General features: G+C 59.3%; 17 protein-coding genes. 12 read left to right on the plus strand and 5 right to left on the minus strand.

The window, feature by feature from the left end:
• Positions 1–44: 44 nt before the first annotated feature.
• The 7 genes from HMPREF2781_RS05880 (at position 45) to dnaB (ending at position 7,507) form a co-directional block, all read left to right on the plus strand.
• Positions 45–2,264: a transglycosylase domain-containing protein gene (locus HMPREF2781_RS05880; protein WP_070644731.1), complete on the plus strand. Its 2,220-nt coding sequence runs from the start codon at positions 45–47 to the stop codon at positions 2,262–2,264.
• 63 nt (positions 2,265–2,327) lie between these two features.
• Positions 2,328–3,683, plus strand: a complete 1,356-nt coding sequence (locus HMPREF2781_RS05885) for a glycosyltransferase family 87 protein (RefSeq protein ID WP_141750575.1) — start codon at positions 2,328–2,330, stop codon at positions 3,681–3,683.
• Complete coding sequence (locus HMPREF2781_RS05890) at positions 3,680–3,862, plus strand: hypothetical protein (protein WP_070644733.1); 183 nt, start codon at positions 3,680–3,682, stop codon at positions 3,860–3,862. Before HMPREF2781_RS05885 ends, HMPREF2781_RS05890 begins: the two co-directional genes overlap by 4 nt.
• A 147-nt stretch (positions 3,863–4,009) precedes the next feature.
• Entirely contained in the window at positions 4,010–4,300 is a 291-nt protein-coding gene (gene rpsF / locus HMPREF2781_RS05895; RefSeq protein ID WP_210384564.1) for a 30S ribosomal protein S6, read from the plus strand.
• Positions 4,301–4,351: 51 nt separating this feature from the next.
• Positions 4,352–4,939 (plus strand): single-stranded DNA-binding protein, encoded by a 588-nt coding sequence (locus HMPREF2781_RS05900; RefSeq protein WP_070644734.1) that lies wholly within the window; start codon positions 4,352–4,354, stop codon positions 4,937–4,939.
• Between the two features lie 46 nt (positions 4,940–4,985).
• Complete coding sequence (gene rplI / locus HMPREF2781_RS05905; protein WP_070524218.1) at positions 4,986–5,438, plus strand: 50S ribosomal protein L9; 453 nt, start codon at positions 4,986–4,988, stop codon at positions 5,436–5,438.
• A gap of 644 nt (positions 5,439–6,082) precedes the next feature.
• Positions 6,083–7,507 carry a replicative DNA helicase gene (gene dnaB, locus HMPREF2781_RS05910; protein ID WP_010187892.1) on the plus strand — a complete coding sequence of 475 codons (1,425 nt, stop codon included), beginning with the start codon at positions 6,083–6,085 and terminating at the stop codon, positions 7,505–7,507.
• 1 nt (position 7,508) lies between these two features.
• Here dnaB and HMPREF2781_RS05915 read toward each other — a convergent pair whose 3' ends face one another.
• The 4 genes from HMPREF2781_RS05915 to HMPREF2781_RS05930 are packed head-to-tail and all read right to left on the minus strand — an operon-like array spanning position 7,509 to position 11,725.
• Entirely contained in the window at positions 7,509–7,973 is a 465-nt protein-coding gene (locus tag HMPREF2781_RS05915) for a VanZ family protein (RefSeq protein ID WP_070644735.1), read from the minus strand.
• Positions 7,974–8,001: 28 nt separating this feature from the next.
• Positions 8,002–9,336, minus strand: a complete 1,335-nt coding sequence (locus HMPREF2781_RS05920) for an MFS transporter (protein WP_010187889.1) — start codon at positions 9,334–9,336, stop codon at positions 8,002–8,004.
• A gap of 11 nt (positions 9,337–9,347) precedes the next feature.
• Positions 9,348–11,519 carry a heavy metal translocating P-type ATPase gene (locus HMPREF2781_RS05925; protein WP_070644736.1) on the minus strand — a complete coding sequence of 724 codons (2,172 nt, stop codon included), beginning with the start codon at positions 11,517–11,519 and terminating at the stop codon, positions 9,348–9,350.
• A 5-nt stretch (positions 11,520–11,524) separates the two neighbouring features.
• Positions 11,525–11,725, minus strand: coding sequence for a heavy-metal-associated domain-containing protein (locus HMPREF2781_RS05930; protein WP_010187886.1), 201 nt, complete (start codon positions 11,723–11,725; stop codon positions 11,525–11,527).
• Positions 11,726–11,872: 147 nt separating this feature from the next.
• Between HMPREF2781_RS05930 and trxA the strand changes: the two genes are divergently transcribed.
• Both trxA and HMPREF2781_RS05940 read left to right on the plus strand, forming a co-directional pair.
• Entirely contained in the window at positions 11,873–12,238 is a 366-nt protein-coding gene (gene trxA / locus HMPREF2781_RS05935; protein WP_070644737.1) for a thioredoxin, read from the plus strand.
• Positions 12,239–12,395: 157 nt separating this feature from the next.
• A complete protein-coding gene (locus HMPREF2781_RS05940; RefSeq protein WP_070444720.1) occupies positions 12,396–13,211 on the plus strand; it encodes a PspA/IM30 family protein in 816 nt (271 codons plus the stop codon).
• A 107-nt stretch (positions 13,212–13,318) separates the two neighbouring features.
• On the opposite strand, the gene HMPREF2781_RS05945 is transcribed toward HMPREF2781_RS05940, so the two are convergent.
• Positions 13,319–14,536, minus strand: a complete 1,218-nt coding sequence (locus tag HMPREF2781_RS05945) for an NYN domain-containing protein (protein ID WP_070444722.1) — start codon at positions 14,534–14,536, stop codon at positions 13,319–13,321.
• Between the two features lie 225 nt (positions 14,537–14,761).
• Here HMPREF2781_RS05945 and HMPREF2781_RS05950 point away from each other — a divergent pair, with 225 nt between their 5' ends.
• From HMPREF2781_RS05950 to HMPREF2781_RS05960, 3 genes are read left to right on the plus strand one after another with little or no spacing between them, the layout of a single operon-like run.
• Complete coding sequence (locus HMPREF2781_RS05950; protein WP_070444724.1) at positions 14,762–15,136, plus strand: GntR family transcriptional regulator; 375 nt, start codon at positions 14,762–14,764, stop codon at positions 15,134–15,136.
• A complete protein-coding gene (locus tag HMPREF2781_RS05955) occupies positions 15,133–15,933 on the plus strand; it encodes an ATP-binding cassette domain-containing protein (RefSeq protein WP_070444726.1) in 801 nt (266 codons plus the stop codon). The genes HMPREF2781_RS05950 and HMPREF2781_RS05955 overlap by 4 nt, the downstream gene beginning before the upstream one ends.
• Positions 15,930–16,919 carry a hypothetical protein gene (locus HMPREF2781_RS05960; protein WP_246817297.1) on the plus strand — a complete coding sequence of 330 codons (990 nt, stop codon included), beginning with the start codon at positions 15,930–15,932 and terminating at the stop codon, positions 16,917–16,919. Before HMPREF2781_RS05955 ends, HMPREF2781_RS05960 begins: the two co-directional genes overlap by 4 nt.
• The last annotated feature ends 340 nt before the right edge of the window (positions 16,920–17,259 follow it).

Below are 17,259 nucleotides of genomic sequence, written 5' to 3' on the forward strand. Positions count from 1 at the left end.
ATATATTTACAGTTTCTGTACAGGATTGATGAGGACACGGATCAGTGACCGAGAAGGAAACCTCTGGGCGAAAGGCCGGTAAACGTCGGAAGAGCCCCTCGCGCAGCGCACGACATTCATCCAGCTCTAAACGCCGCTGGCCGTGGATCGTGCTGGCTGTTTTGTTTGTACTAGTGGGCATTCCTGCCCTGCTCTTCGGCTACGCGTATACGCAATACGACGTCCCCGGGCCCAAGGAGCTGCAGCCGAGCCAGATCTCCACCATCGTCGCCGGCGATGGTGAAACTCAACTGGCCAAGCTCGTTCCGCCGGAAGGCAACCGCCGTCAGGTGACGTTGGAAGAGATCCCGGATTATGTGGAGGACTCGGTCCTCGCTGCCGAGGACCGTGAGTTCTGGACCAACTCGGGCTTCTCCTTTACTGGTCTGGGCCGCGCCGTCTTGGGCAAGCTCACGGGTGATAGCACCGCCGGTGGTGGTTCCACCATCACCCAGCAATACGTGAAAAACACCCTAGTTGGTGACGAGTATTCCTACGTCCGCAAGATCCGTGAGCTCATCTATTCGGTGAAGATGACCAATGAGTGGGCCAAAGAGGACATCCTGAACGCCTACCTCAACACCGTCTATTTCGGCCGCAATGCCTACGGCATCGAGGCTGCCTCCAATGCCTACTTCAATAAGGACGCCAAGGACCTCACGAAGGAAGAAGGCGCGCTGCTCGCGGGCGTTATCCAGTCACCGTCTGTCCTTGATCCGTGGGTAGATGAGGAACGTTCTCATGCTCGTTGGGACTACGTCATGGATGGCCTCGTTGAGATGGGTGACCTGGATCAGGCTGAACGCGATCAGTTGGTCTTCCCGGAAACTCGCGATCCGTCTGAGTATTCCGCTTACACCGAAGCGCCAGGCGCTTATGGCCACATCAAGAACCAGGTCATCGATGAGCTGTCCCGTGTGGGCATCACCGAGGATCAGCTGGCCACTGGTGGCCTGAAGGTGACGACAACCATTGATATGACCGTCCAGAATGCGTCGACGGATGCTGCTCATGCAGAGCTGGGAGTGCTGCAGGAAGATGCACGTGCAGCGGCGGTCACCATTGACCCGGCTACGGGTGCCGTGCGCGGCTACTATGGCGGCGATGATTCTGGCGGCTGGGATTATGCCAATTCCCCGCTGCAGACAGGTTCAACCTTCAAGATTATGACCCTGGCCGCAGCGCTCCAGCAGGGCATCGATCTCAATACTTATTACTCCTCGGCGCCCTACCAGCTGCCTGGATCGCAGCTCGTGACCAACGACGTGGGTGCCGGCTGCGGTAGCTGCTCCATCGCTGAGGCAATGAAGAATTCTTATAACACGTCCTTCCTGCGCCTCCAGGATGACTTGGAAAACAAGACGCAGGACACCGCGGATATGGCGCATGCGTTGGGCGTGCCGCGCAGTCTTCCGGGGATTGAAAAGACCCTCACTGAAAATGGTGGAACGCCGTACGAGGGCATCGTGCTGGGCCAGTACCAGTCGCGTCCGCTCGATATAGCGACGGCAATGGCCACCTTGACCAACCAAGGCATATGGCATCAGCCGCACTTCGTGGAAAAGGTAGAAAACGCTGCCGGCGAAGTCCTCTACGAGAACCCGACCGACGGCGGTGAACGCCGTGTCTCCGCCAACGTGGCCAACAACGTGATCTCCGCGATGCAGCCAATTGCCGCATGGTCGAATGGCGCGCTAGCTGGCGGGCGCCCGTCTGCGTCTAAGACTGGTACCACGCAGCTGGGTGACACCGGTCAGAACAAAGATGCGTGGATGGTCGGTTCCACGCCCCAGCTGGCTACAGCAGTGTGGGTAGGCACGGCCGACAACACCTCCGCGATTTTCAATCAGTGGGGCGGCATCATGTACGGCTCGGACGCACCGACGAAGATCTGGAAGTCCATCTTGGACACTTCTCTGGCTAACGTCGAGCAGCAGTCCTTCCCGCAGGCGTATCCGATTCACTATGGCGTCGGCAGCTGGGGCTCCGGGTATGTCTATGACCCGAGCCAGAGCACCACGTGGAACCAGGCGCCGGCAAGCCCGGAGAACGAGGGCGACGAGGAAGCGTCAGCCGAAGACGGCGAGCACCACGATGAGGGTCAGGGTGAGACCCCAGACCATCCAGCGCAGCCTGAGCAACCGGCCGAACCCGCAGAGCCCGAGGTCCCTTCACTTGATGACATTCTCAACGGAGATGGACTCGACCAATTACTTGGTCAATAGGAGATTGATCGCCCGGTGAGCTATCACACTACTTCGCGGATCGTGTCTCTCTCATCTGAGTCTATGACCCATAACGCGGTCGACGCCCTGGGTGGGCCGACGGGGCGCTTTGCTCGTTCGGCTTATGCTGGGTGGTGGACACCCTTGCGCGTGGTTATCACCCTGGCGTGGACGTTTTTGGCGTTTGGGTTTTTGAGTAAGGCAACCTGTGCGGGTAGTCGCCGGGGCGAGGATGGCCTCATCAGCCTGAACTGGGATGGCAACCGCCAATACACGGCCTTTTGCTATAACGACATCGTCCCTCTCTATGGTGGGCGCGGACTCGATCAGCCGGGCTTCCCCTATGCCTATTCCTGGGTTGAGGGCGATCTCACCCGCTACATGGAGTACCCAGTACTGGCCGGCCTCTTCCAGGGAGCCGTCGGGTGGCTGGCGCGCACCACCTATCCGGCCGTCGAGTGGCTTGGGATGGCAGATGTCAGCTGGTACTTCGGACTGACCGCGTTCATCATGTCTCTCGTGTGGGTCGGCACCGTGGTGATGGTTTTTCAGCTCACGGGGAACCGGGCATGGGACACCATCCTCATGGCGGCCAGCCCGCTCGTGGTTATTCACGCTTTTACAAACTGGGACATTCCGTCGGTGGCCTTCATGGTGGGTGCGCTACTCGCAGTGACGAAGCGCAAGAATTGGCTTGCCGGTATCCTCATCGGCCTTGGCACGGCCTTTAAATTGTGGCCCCTGTTTATCCTGGGTGCGTTTTTAGTGTTGGCCATCCGCCATAAACGGTGGGCACCTTTCTTCAAGATGATCGTGGCAACCGCTGTGACGTGGCTCGTGGTGAACCTTCCCGTGGCACTGGCCTACCCCGAAGCGTGGGGCGAGTTCTTCAGGCTCAATCAAGAGCGCGGTGCGGAGTGGACCACGATCTATGCGCTGTTGAGTCGCGTGACGGGCGTGGGCTTCGAAGCCGAATTCCTCAACACCTTCTCCCTCGTGGCCTTCCTAGCGTGCTGCGCTGCCATCGCCATTATGGGGCTTACTACGCCGCGTGCGCCACGGGTAGCTGAGATGATCTATCTCATCATCATGGCCTTCCTGATCTTCAACAAAGTGTGGTCGCCGCAGTACTCACTGTGGCTCGTCGTACCGGCACTCTTGGCCCTGCCACGTTGGCGCCTCATCTTTAGCTGGGCGCTTGCCGACGCCCTCCTCTGGCCCATCCTTACCTGGCACATGCTTGGGGCTGAGAATAAGGGCCTGCCGCACGAGATGCTGGATATCGCCGTGATTACTCGTGATGGCTTCATCATTGCCATCGGTGTGCTGATCATCCGTCAGATGTGGGGCAAAGCGGAAGATAAGGTCCGTGCGGCGCACGGCGGTAGGGATCCATTGGCGGGGGATTTTGCGCTATGACTATGACGATCCTGGGCATCATCTCCATCACGCTGGGTTTTATCTGCGTGTTGAGCGCCTATTACCTGTTTCAACGCTCTCAAGACCGCACCTGGCCCATTGTGCTGGGGCTGCTGGCTCTCTTGTTCCTCACTGTGATTCCTGCTGGTGCGGCGATCTTTGTCGCGGCGACACACTAGATGTGGCCGAGGAGATAGGGGATTTCCTTTTCCGCCGGTCAGTGCGGTACTGTGTGAGGGTTGCTTGACGCAACAGACCCTCCTGTCATATCCGCAAAGGTGATATGGCCGATACCAATTACTAGACCATAGGAGGTGATGAGGTCCGTGCGTCACTACGAAGTCATGATCATTCTGGATCCTAATCAGGATGAGCGCACCGTAACCCCGTCCCTAGACAAGTTCCTCGAGGCAATCCGCAAGGATGGCGGCAAAGTCGAAAAGGTTGACGTGTGGGGCAAGCGCCGTCTTGCATACCCGATCAACAAGAAGGAAGAGGGCATCTACGCAGTCGTGGAGCTGGAGTGTGAATCCCACTCCGTTCTCGAGTTCGATCGCCGTCTGAACCTGAACGACTCCATCCTGCGTACCAAGGTTCTGCGCACCGACAGCAAATAGCGGATACTGGGTTTCGAGCAATCCACGTAACCGATATTAAGGAGTAAAGACATGGCTCAGGGAGATACCAACATCACGGTTGTCGGCAATATCGTTGCTGACCCGGAACTGCGCTTCACCCCGGCGGGTGCCGCAGTAGCGAATTTCCGTGTTGCCTCCACCCCGCGTCGCTATAATCAGCAGACTTCCCAGTGGGAGGATGGCGAGGCCATGTTCCTCACCTGCAACGTGTGGCGCCAAGCCGCAGAAAACGTTGCGGAGACCCTGACCAAGGGCATGCGCGTTATCGTTACTGGCCGTTTGCGCCAGCGCTCTTACCAGACGCGTGAGGGCGAGAACCGCACTGTTTTTGAGATTGAGGTCGATGAGGTCGGCCCGTCCCTGCGTTATGCAACCGCTCAGGTTAACCGCAAGTCCGGCAACGGCGGCGGCAACTATGGCGGCCAGCAGCAGGGTGGTGCTAACTACAGCGGTGGCAACCAAGGCGGTTTCTCCGGAAACCAGGGTGGTTTCTCTGGAAACCAGTCCCAGTCCTCTGCCCCGCAGCAGTCCCAGCAGTCGGCTCCGAGCAACGATCCGTGGAATTCGGCACCCCAAGCAGGAAGCTTTGGTGGTGCGGATGCAGAACCCCCGTTCTAAAACTGTCACGCAAGTATTCATTTAACTCAATTGAAAGGCAGGGATCATGAAGCTGATCCTCACCGCTGCCGTTGAGAACCTCGGCGCCCCCGGCGAAATTGTAGAGGTTAAGGACGGCTACGGACGTAACTACCTGCTTCCGCGCGGCCTGGCAATCGTTGCCACCCGCGGTGCTGAGAAGCAGATCGAGGGCATCAAGCGCGCCCAGGAAGCTCGCGCAATCCGCGACCTGGACCATGCACGCGAGATCCGTACCCAGCTGGAGGAGCTCAAGGACGTCAACGTCCCCGTGAAGACCTCCGAGTCCGGCAAGCTCTTTGGCTCCGTGTCCGCAGAGGACATCGTGAAGGCCGTTGCCGCCGCTGGCGGCCCGAAGCTGGACAAGCGCATCGTTGTGCTTCCCAAGGGCCTGGTCAAGAAGACCGGCAACTACCAAGTCGAGCTGAAGCTGCACGCTGACGTTATCGGCAAGGTGAACTTCTCGGTCGTCGCTGCCTAAGAACTAAGGCGCACGACGGTCACCCTCCGTCCGCCCGCGTGTGAGGCGCGGCGCCGGTACGCAGGACGTGACCTTAAGACAACAGCAAGGCTTGAGGCCGTGCTCCTCCCACTATGTGAGGTGGTGAGAGGAAGCACGGCCTCAGGCCGTTTTATGGGCTTTTGGGGATAGAGATTTGGGGAAAGACTCAAACTGTGGATAACTCGCACTATCTGTGGATAACTCGGTGGTGAGTTAACGGTGAATTTACTCACGGCGCACGGTGTTAACCCGCTGGTAGGGGCGATATTCAGTTGGGGGGCCTACTTTTCCACCGGTTTTGTGCGGATTTTCACACTAGGAAAAACCTATCCTGACCAGTGGAAATAATCATCGCAGGTCACAGCGCTGCAAAGTTATCCACAGCCCTGACCTCTGTCTTTGCACACCGTGTCTTTGCTGACCTGGGAATTCCACAGGTCTCTGTGGATAACTATGGGAGTTATGCCCAAGGGGTAGTGTCTTGACCCTCAGCTAGACTGTTGTGTACAACGCGCGGTTGCCGCTCGGCACTGCATCGAAGCCTGGCCGTCCGGCGCGGAGAAGAGTGAGGATTTCAGGCACACGGCCAGGGTGGGATTAATGAACGGTGGGATTAATGAGCAATGACTAATGCCAGTTTTGATGATGACCAGGTTCCACCACCACCGGAGCCGGTAGAGGAGGAACCCCGCCGCTCCTACCGGCAGGAGGAGCCTAAGCGTTACGGCGAATTCCGTCAGCCGCCCGCGGACCGTGAGGCAGAACAAGGCGTCCTTGGTGCTATGCTCCTGAGCCCGAACACGGTCATGGAGGTCATTGAAGAGCTGGAGCCGGAGGATTTTTACTATCCTGCGCACACGCTCATCTACCAGGCCATGATTGACCTTTATGCCGCAGGCACCGACATTGATGCGGTGATTGTGGCGGCCCGACTCGATCGATATAACAACCTCGAGCGCGTTGGCGGTGCGCCCTACCTGCATACCCTGTTGGCCACGGTGCCAACCGCTGCCAACGCCCGCTATTACGCGGAGATTGTCGCGGAGAAGGCGGTGCTGCGCAAGCTGGTGGACGCTGGAACAAGAGTCGTCCAACTCGGCTTCCAAGGCTCCGAAGACATGGAGATTGAGTCCGTGCTGGACCGCGCCCAGCAGGAAGTTTTCGCTGTCGCGCAGAAGAAAACGACCGAGGATTACCGTGCGCTGAGTGATCTCATCGATCCCACCATTGATGAACTCGCCGCCCTGCAACAAAACGGCGTGGAGTCCGGCGTGCCCACCGGTTTCATCGACCTCGATAACCTGACCAATGGTCTGCGTGCCGGCCAGATGATCATCGTCGCCGCCCGCCCTGGCGTTGGTAAGTCCACGCTGGCCATGGACTTCATGCGCTCGGCATCACTGCAGCATAACAAGACCTCCGTGGTCTTCTCCCTGGAGATGTCTGCCTCAGAGATCGTCATGCGCCTGTTGTCTGCGGAGGCGGAAGTGAAGCTGTCGGATATGCGCGGTGGCCGCGTGTCCACGGAGGATTGGGCCAAGATCGATGATACCCTCAACCGCATCCAGGATGCGCCTCTGTTCATCGATGATTCCCCGAACCTCACCATGATGGAAATTCGCTCGAAGGCCCGCCGCCTCAAGCAGCAGCACGGTCTAGACCTCATTGTGCTGGACTATATGCAGCTGATGTCTTCAGGCAAAAAGGTGGAGTCCCGCCAGCAAGAGGTTTCGGAGTTTTCGCGCCAGCTCAAGCTGTTGGCCAAGGAGCTGGAAGTTCCGCTCATCGCGATTTCGCAGCTGAACCGTGGTCCAGAATCCCGTACCGATAAGAAGCCGCAGCTGGCGGATCTGCGTGAATCCGGCTCGCTTGAGCAGGACGCCGATATGGTTATGCTGCTCTACCGCCCAGACTCACAAGACCGCGATGATCCCCGCGCCGGTGAGGCGGATATCATCCTGGCCAAGCACCGTGGCGGCCCGATCGACACGGTGAAGGTGGCGCACCAGCTGCACTACTCCAAGTTCGTCAACATGGCGCACGGTTAAATTACAGGTCCACGACAGCGTTGGGGTCACCCAACCGTGGGCCGAGGATGACCAAGACCAAGAAGACCGCAGCCGCGGCGAGCGCCAGCCATCGCCACACCGGGAAGAAGCGCTCGCCACAACGCCGGGCGAATGCCGCGCCGATGAGCACGCCGATCGTATTGAAGATGAGGTCATCAATATCAGTGCGTCCTAGCGCGAAGGCATACTGGACTGTTTCCAGTGCCAAACTCAGCGCGAATCCCCACGCGGCCGTTGCCTTGATTGATCGGCACATGCTGAAGACGAGCATGCCTAAAGGAATGAAAAAGGCGGTATTGCCCGCATACTCAAAAAGCGGGCCAAACCAGGTGCCTCCGGAGAACTCATCAAGTGGCACCAAACGCAGGTCACGAACTCGCTGGTTCTCCGGCTTCCAGAGGTAGCCAATCTGATAGAAGGGCTTAAGCGTGGTGAGCGCGGCCATGACCGCGATCCACGCGCCAAGGGCGACCCTATTGAGCAAGGGTCCTGCCCTTGAACTCTGGCAGTGTCAGTGCTGCTACAGCTGCGAGGCCGAAGGCTGCTGCGAACAGCGCGAAGAGCGAGCCCGTTCCTGCCACCGCGATGAGCGGCGGAACGATGAGCGGTGCCAGGATTGATGCGAGTCGGCCGAAGCCAGCTGCCGCACCGGTACCGCGCCCGCGCAGGGCGGTGGGGTAGAGCTCCGGGCCGATGGCGTACAGCGCACCCCACGCGCCAAGGTTGAAGAAGGAGAGCAGGCAACCGGCCAGGATGATCATGGCTTCAGTGTTAGCGAAACCAAAGAACCCGGCCGACAGGGCGGAACCCACGAGGAATATCGCTAGGGTCGAGCGGCGGCCCCAGACCTCGATGAGCCAGCCGGCTGCGGCGTAGCCGGGTAGCTGGGCGAGGGTGATAATCAGCGTGAAGCTGAAGGACTTCACCAGGGAGAAGCCATCCGCGACAAGCAGTGACGGAATCCAAATGAAGGCGCCGTAGTAGGAGAGGTTGACGCAGAACCAGATGGTCCACAGCGCCAGCGTGCGCCCGCGCAAGGACTTTGACCAAATGCTGGTGGCGGTGACATCTTCCTCGGAGTAGGTCGGTGCCGGGGTCGTGCGGTCAATGTCCGCCTCGTCTACCTCGGCCTCAAAGGAAGCGACGATTTCTTCTGCTTCCTCGTGGCGGCCCTTCGACTCTAGGAAGCGCACTGATTCAGGCAAGTGAAGGCGTACATAGAGAGCGTAGAGCGCGGGCACCATGCCGAGCGCTAGGGCCCAGCGCCAGCCGCTTTCCGACGCCCCCACCACGAACGTTCCAATTACCGCAGCGAGGATCCACCCCACCGCCCAGAAGGCCTCCAGCAGAACGACCATGCGCCCGCGCACCTTGAGCGGTGCGAACTCGGAAATCAGCGTGGAGGCCACCGGCAGCTCAGCGCCGAGGCCAAGTCCGATGAAGAAGCGCAGGATGATGAGGAGCGTGAGGCCCGTTGCCAGGGCAGAAGCGCCCGTGGCAAGGCCATAGACCAGCAGGGTCAGAGCAAAAATGTGGCGGCGGCCGAACTTATCGGCCAAGAGGCCGCCGAAGGTGGCGCCCAGGGCCATGCCGATGAAGCCCACGGACGCCAGCCATGAGGACTGGGTCGGTGTGATCCCCCAGTGCACGGCCAAAGCGGCCATGATGAAGGAGATGAGGCCCACGTCCATGGCGTCGAGCGCCCAGCCGATGCCGGAGCCGAAGAGGAGACGTTTGTGTTTTCCAGTGACGGGAAGGCGGTCGAGCCTTTCCGTGCGTGAGATAGAGCGATGATCAAGACGATTCATGCAGGCTAAGTTTACTCCTCGGGGGTAAAGCTTTTCAGCCGCAGAGAATTGGTCACCACAAAGACTGAGCTCAGGGCCATTGCCAACCCCGCCAGTAGGGGGTTGAGCAGGCCAAATGCTGCCACAGGAAGAAGAATAATATTATAGGCGAACGCCCAAAATAGGTTGCCCTTGATGATGCGCAGGGTGCTGCGCGCGAGTCGCACTGCCTCGGCAACGGAGCGCAGGTCGTTGTTCATCACCGTGATATCGGAAGCTTCGATGGCCACGTCGGCTCCCGCGCCCATCGCGATTCCGAGGTCTGCCTGCGCGAGCGCTGCGGCGTCGTTGACGCCATCGCCCACCATGGCCACAGTGCGCCCCTGCTCCTGCAGACGAGCAATAGTATCCACTTTGTCTGCGGGCATGACCTCCGCTGTCACGTTGGCATCATCAATGCCAACGGCTCGCGCCACTGCACGCGCCGCGCCGGCGTTATCCCCGGTGAGTAGGTGAGGTGTAAGTCCTAGCTTGTGCATTGCCGCGATGGCGGTGGCGGAGGATTCCTTGATGCGATCCTGCAGCTCGATGGTGCCTGCCAGGGTGTCACCGACGTAGACGCCGACTTGGGTCCCGGTGCCCTCATAGCCCGCAGGCGGCCGGCCGACTCGCACGTGCGCGCCCTCAATCGTTGCCTCGATGCCTTGGCCGGGAAGCTCGTGGAAGTCTTCGGCTGTGGGGAGCTCGCCGTCGTAAGCCGTGCGGATGGCGCGTGCGATGGGGTGCTCGGAGCCCTGCTCTGCGGCCGCGGCGAGACGAAGAACGTCCTGCTGCGTGTGCCCTGCCGTAGATTGGATTGCTCCCACCGACATCTGGCCTTCCGTGATGGTGCCCGTTTTATCTAGAACGATGGTGTCGATCTGGCGCGTCGATTCCAAAATCTCCGGGCCCTTGATGAGGATTCCCAGTTCGGCGCCGCGCCCGGTGCCCACGAGGATTGCGGTGGGCGTCGCCAAGCCCATGGCGCACGGACACGCGATGATGAGGACGGAGACGGCGGCCACGAAGGCTGGGGCGATACCACCGAACAACAGGTGTGCCACGAGGGCGAGGAGAGCGATGCCGATGACGATCGGGACAAAGACGGCGGCGATGCGGTCCGCGAGACGTTGTACAGGGGCCTTCGAGGTCTGGGCCGCAGTGACCAGCGCGCCCATCTGGGCCAAAACGGTGTCGGAGCCAACGCGGGTGGCGCGCACCTCAAGGCGCCCAGAGGCGTTGATGGTAGCGCCCGTCACCGTGCTGCCGGGTGAAACCTCAACCGGCATTGACTCGCCGGTGAGCAGGGATTCATCCACGGCGGAATGACCGCTGAGAACCACGCCATCGGTGGCGATCTTCTCGCCGGGACGGACCACAAAAACATCGCCTACGTGGAGCTCGCTGGCGGGAATGCGGGTTTCGGTGCCGTCGCGAAGCACGGTGGCTTCTTTAGCCCCCATAGTCAGCAGCGTGGTGAGCGCCTCGGAGGAGCGCCCCTTAGCTTTGAGCTCAAACCACCGTCCAAGCAGCAGGAAGGTGATAACCATGCCGACGGATTCGAGGTAGATGTGGTCCATCTGCGCGTCATTGGAGCGTAGCGTCATGTGCATGGTCATACCGGGCATTCCGGCATCGCCGAAAAAGAGCGCGTAGAGGGACCAACCGAAAGCGGCGGTAGTGCCCAGTGTGATGAGAGTATCCATCGTGGCAGCGCCATGCTTCAGATTGGCCCAGGTAGCGCGGTGGAAGGGTGCTCCGCCGATGACGTAGACGAGTGTCGTGAGCATCAAGCAGGCCCACTGCCAGTGCTGAAACTGCAGGGCCGGGACCATGGAAAGCAGCATCACTGGTAGGGAGAGTGCCGCAGAGAGCAGGGTGCGCTGAAGGATGTCGGAGGCTTCGCTCTCGCGAGCATCCTCCGCCGTGCTTGCTGGTTCCTCCCCCTCACCGTCCATGGTGAAGGCTCCGTAGCCCGCGCCTTCGACGACGTCGATGAGATCGGCGGGCGTCGTCGTTGCAGGGTCATAACTCACGGAGGCAGACTCCGTGGCGAAGTTGACCGTGGCTTCAACGTTGTCGAGTTTGTTGAGTTTGCGCTCGACGCGGGAGGAGCACGACGTACAGGTCATCCCAGTGATGCCGAGGGTGAGGCTGGTAGTCATGGTGTTTAGGCCAATTCGTAGCCGGCTTCGGCGACGGCAGCAGCAACTTGCTCATCGCTAAAACCCTCCCCGGTGACGGTGACTGCGCCGGTGGTGTGGTCGGCAGTAACGTCGGTTACGCCACTGATCTCTGAGATCTCTTCCTTGACGGAAAGCTCGCAGTGGCCACAGGTCATGCCGGTAACGGTGTAGGTTGTGGTGCTCATGGTGATGAATCCTTCTCTCTTCTTAACGGTTAATGCTACTGCCAAGAATATACCCCCCTGGGGTATACGCGCAAGGAATAATCGAGTCTTGTGTACCGTTGAGGGTTGATAGAACCGACAAAAATCCCCGAGACTGATAGGAACAACATGGCAACGATTGACATTACTGAGGACACGTTCCAGGAGACCATCTCTGCCGACGGCATCACGCTCGTCGATGCCTGGGCGGAATGGTGTGGCCCGTGCAAGCGCTTCGGCCCGGTCTTTGAGAAGGCATCTGAAGAGCACCCTGATGCTACGTTTGCCAAGCTGGATACTGAGGCCAACCAGGAGCTATCTGCGAAGCTGCAGATTCAGTCCATCCCTACCTTGATGGTTTTCCGCGATGGCATCCTGGTCTTCCGTGAGGCTGGCGCCCTGCCGCCGGCAGCCCTGGAGGATCTCATCGGCCAGGTTAAGGCCCTCGACATGGACGAAGTCCGCGCCCAGGTGGAGAGCCAGAAGGCGGAATAGTCCCGAAGACTTCTCCTTGGTGCGGAGGGCCAAGTACGCCCGCCGCGCGCGCTTTCCTGTGAGTATCGCTACACTCGCAGGAAAGCGTCTTTCTATATAGGCCACTAATAAGAGCTGCATTAAATACTGTTGCAGGAACCACTAAGGAGTGAGTGCGATGGCAAATCCATTTAGCAAAGGCTGGAAGTATGTGATGGCTTCTTTCGATCAGAAGATCGACGAGAACGCTGACCCCAAGGTCCAGATCCAGCAGGCCGTGGAAGGTGCGAAAGAGCAACATCGCCAGATTTCCGAACATGCGGCGGAGATTATTGGACGCAAAACCCAGCTGGAAATGCAGCTCAACCGCCTGGTGAAGTCCCAGAAGGACTACCAAGACCAGACCCGCCGGGCGCTGGAGCTGGCGGATGCTTCCGAGGATCCGCAGAAGGCCGCCGAGTACAACCAAGCGGCAGAGGTCGTGGCGAGCCAGCTGGTCGCCGTAGAGAATGAGTTGGCCAATCTGAAGTCCCAGCACGAGGCCGCCGCCCAAGCTGCCGAGCAGGCGAAGGCCCAGCAGCAGCAGTCGGAGGCCCGCCTTAAGGAGCAGCTCGCGCAGGTGGACCAGTTGCTGTCCCAGGCTGATCAGGCAGCGATGCAGGAGAAGAACGCTGAGGCCTTGGACTCTATGAACGAGCTCAAGCCCGATGATTCCACGCCAACGTTGGATTCGGTACGCGCCAAGATTGAGAAGCGCTACGCCGATGCCCTCGGCGCTCAGGAGCTGCACCAGGCAACTGGTGGCAGCCGGATTCAGGAGATTTCGGCCGCGGGTCACGATACGGCCGCCGCGTCCCGCTTGGACGAGATTCGCGCCGAGATGGCCAAGAATAAGGAGATCGAAGGTTCCCCCTTCGCTAGCGACCAAGCGCTTGAGACTGGCACCGAAGCTGGTGTTGGTTCCGAATCGGAGACCACCGAGGGCAAGCAGTAGCCACCGCGGACCACATCACCGCATAGAAAAGGGACCTTTGAGAGCGGGCCGCGTAGCGCGGCCTGGGAGTTTCAGCGCCTTATGCTCTCAAAGGTCTCTGTGGTGTTTTAGCTATCTTGCCGGCGGATATTGATGAGCACGCCGCGGATGCCCGAGTGGAAGCCATCGCGCAGGTTGACGCGCTGGGTTTCGGTGAGCGTGTACTCGTGCAGCGTTTCACAGGCGAACTGCAGCAGCGGGCGGTCGATTTCCGGTGGCAGCCCGCCGCCCGATAGCAGGTGAGCCTGGTCGCGTTGATCAGCGCTCGCAGCGTTGTCGAACCACCACGAGGCATATTGCTGTCCCACATCAAAGGGAGACTGGAACCCGGCGGAGCTCCACACTTCTTCAGGGAGCGGAACGTACTTCGAACGTAGCTTGCGGCGCGGTGCCATCATCGACGGCTTTGGCGCGGCCGGCTTGGGAGCAGGCTTCGAGGCTTCGGTGCCTGCTTCCGACTCTTTGTCGGCAGGCTCCTGAGCAGCGGTTCCAGGCTGGGAGGGCTCCTCGTCCTCGGCGGGGACGCTGGGTGCTGCTGACTCGGGGTGAGCGGCCGTGGCCGCCACATCTTGTGCCGCGGCAGAAGGAGTGGCCGGCCCGGGTTTCGGTGCGGAGGGGAAAGCAGCTTGTGCCTCGGTAGGTTCTTCGCATTCCGGAGCGAGCTCGCTAGCGGCATCGCTCACGTCCTCGCTGCCGTCCTCGGAATTCTGGGGTTCGCGGATGGTTGGCGGTAGCGGGCCTTCGAGAACCTCGAGCTCCATTGCATCGGCGAAGTCCTCGCGCGGATCAAGGATTGTGGTGGAATCACACGCATGGCGCAGAGCGGAGGACATTGAATCCCAGCCGAAGCCGTAGAGGTGCACGCGCACGCCGTTATTGACGGCTTCCTGCACTCCGGGGATCATGTCGGCGTCGCCGGAGACCAAAACAAAGTCCGTGACTTGGCCCTTCATAGCGGAGACGATCATGTCGGCGACAAGGCGGGTATCCACCGCTTTTTGGGTGCGGCGCTCGCCCCATTCGATGAGTTGGCCGGTACGCAGCTGCACGCCATCGCAGACGCGCAACGCTCGCTGGTAGCGGTGGGGCCCAGTATCCGGGATTCCGTCATACCAGTATTGGCGGTGAATACGGTTTCCAACCTGGTTCTCAATCATGGAACCAAGGGAGCTGACTACTTCGGGTAAATCAATCTCTAGCTGGGCTCGGGCACCCGTTTCCCATGAGTTATAGAAACTGGCGAGTAGATATGACGTGTCGACGAAGACAAGTGTTCGTTCAAGCATGGCTCCTAAATTCCGTTCTATTTCTTCTAAATAATTTTCTTAGGTCACTTCTGTGAGGTCTTCCAGCCTAAGGCCGGTGTGTTCCAGTGTGCCCCATTAGTCACAAAACGTCGATAACCTTGAGGGAATTCCCAGGTCAAAGTCAGGGCTCGATGCAGTCTTGCCAGGACTAAAGGATGGTTATATGGTTAGTTACATGAGTAACCAACCAGCTAAGGAGTCGGCATGGATAACTCCGCGCAGCCGCTCTTCCGTCAGATAGCTGTGCTCATTGAGGACGCCATTATCGAAGGCACCCTCACCGAAGGGGCACAGGCGCCGTCCACGAACGAGCTGGCCGCCTTCCATAGCATCAATCCCGCCACCGCCCGTAAAGGCCTTTCTCTTCTCGTGGATCTGGGGATCCTCGAAAAGCGCCGGGGCATCGGGATGTTTGTCACCTCAGGTGCAGCCGAAATGATTCGCGCGCGGCGTCGCCAAGAATTTGCAGCCGAGTACGCCGCGCCGCTGATCGACGAAGCCGTGCACCTGGGCTATACCCGCCAGCAGCTCCATGACCTCATTGATCTTGTCGCAGAAAGCCGAGGACTCTACTCATGATTTCCACCCCACACTTCACCTTCGGCGACGGCCTCACACATGGCCTCGTCGGCCCCAACGGTATTGGTAAGACCACGTTGCTACGCAAGATTGCCGGACAGCTGAATGCTTCCGGCATCAAGGTCGATGGCGACAAGCCCTATGACAATGAAAAGGTGCTCAACAAGGTTGTGCTTATGGGTATCGACAACCCCTTGCCCGAAGGCTGGAACGTGAAGAAAGTCTTCACCGTAGCCAGCCTGCGCTGGCCCACCTGGAACAAGGAGCGCGCCGAGGAATTGGTGGAGCGTTTCGAGCTCCCGATGAAGAACTACTCGGGGCTTTCCCGCGGGCAGAAGTCGGCGGCGAGCTTCATTGTCGCGGTGGCTTCGGGGGTGCCGTACATGCTTCTCGACGAACCCTATCTCGGCCTCGACGCTTCCAAGCGGGAAGTATTCTACGAAGTCTTACGCGAGGAGCATGGCCGCACCATCATTGTCTCCACCCACCACCTCAACGAGTTGTCCGGTTTGCTCGATACCGTGGCTTTGATGGGGGAGAGCCCGATCTCCGGACCCATCGATGAGTTCATTGAGGGCGTCGTCCAACTCACCGGCTCTGCCGAAGCCCTCGATCGCGCGCTGGGGCGCCTGCAGCTTCCGGTCCTTGAGCGCGAAACCTCAGCCGTGGCAGACCGCGCGCTTGTCGACGCCCGCCCCAACCACACCACCAACGTCTTCGACATGGCCCAGGAAATGGGTTTGCGTGCCAGCGAGGTATCCCTCGAACAGGCAGTGTTGGCATTGGGGGAGGCATGATGAAGCTCTATAGACATATGGCGCTGAGCTGGAACAGCTTCTTTTTTGCCTTGTGGATTGTTGTCCTTCCGGTGCTGGGAATGGATCGCGGGCAAGGGTGGGCCATTGGTTACTCACTCTTTATGGTCCTTATGGTTTACCTTTCGCAGCCTGATTTCACGCGTTATCTGACCTTTGGGTTGAGCACCCGGGTGTGGAATGGGCACCGGCGAATCAATGCTTCCCTGACGCTTGTGCTCATTCTTGTTAGCGCGCCCTTCGCCTTTCCGTGGTGGACTCTCATCGCGCCAACGGCAGCGTGGATATTCTGCGTGGCCAAGCGCGTCGAGCCATCGCGCATGACCGCGAGCTCCCTCATCGTAGGCAGCGATGGTGATTCTTCGACGGGCTGGTTCTCAGCGTCCCCGGTCTCCCAAATTGTGTTGCGTCCCCAGGTCCGCGCGTGGATGTGGACTGCGATCGGTGTAGCCATCGCAATAGCGATAACCATCGTGGTGAGCAAGCTGTGGGATGCCGCCGTGGGCATCGTGGGTGTCATTGTTACGTTGATTGTCCTGCCGCTAGTTGCTGATTCAATCCGCAGCTCACTCAAAGATGCAGTGGCCTTTGGGCTGCCGCGCGGTGCCTGGGCTAAGGCCACTGTGCTGTGCACGGCAATCCCCGTGGTCCTATCGCTCGTGGCCGATCTGGTAGCGATGATGTGGACCGGCAATCCAGCGGGGTTCACCATCGTGTGTCTTGCTACAACGTCACTACTTTTAAGTTTCGCCATTACCGACAAACCGACGTGGCTTTACACAACTGCGCTAGCGGGAGCAATCGCCATACTGTTCATAGCGTGGCTTATCAATCCCAACGTTGCGATGGGGTGGACGTTCACAGGGATGGCAATCATCTACGTTGTGTGGGTTGCCGCGTATCCCCGGATGGCTAAAAAGACCAACGTGTTTAGCCCGGGCCTCATGGGCTGGTTTGGGTCACGCTGAGCGCCAACCAATGTCGGCGTTAAACGGTTGTCTTTGTGCACTTCAAGAAGGGATAAAAACCTTCTTTGAAGTGCATATTTGTGTTTTTTCAAGGCCGTATGTAACTTTATATGAGTCAGCGCGACCGACAGCGCCCCACAGGAACAGAGGTTCTTGGAGAGAGGCGGTAGGAAAACAGGCCCTGACAACAAATATTTTCTTTACTCGCAGTACTGCGTTTCGCTTAAAGCGGGCCGTATGGCTGTGTGGTGACGATGTCTGAGAACTCAATAGTGTGCCAATGTACTTTTTGTTGGTTGATTTTATTTGTTCTGGCCGTGTTGTGCCGTATGTGTGGCAC

This window comes from Corynebacterium sp. HMSC062A03, from assembly GCF_001811145.1.
Classification (GTDB): Bacteria; Actinomycetota; Actinomycetes; order Mycobacteriales; family Mycobacteriaceae; genus Corynebacterium; species Corynebacterium aurimucosum.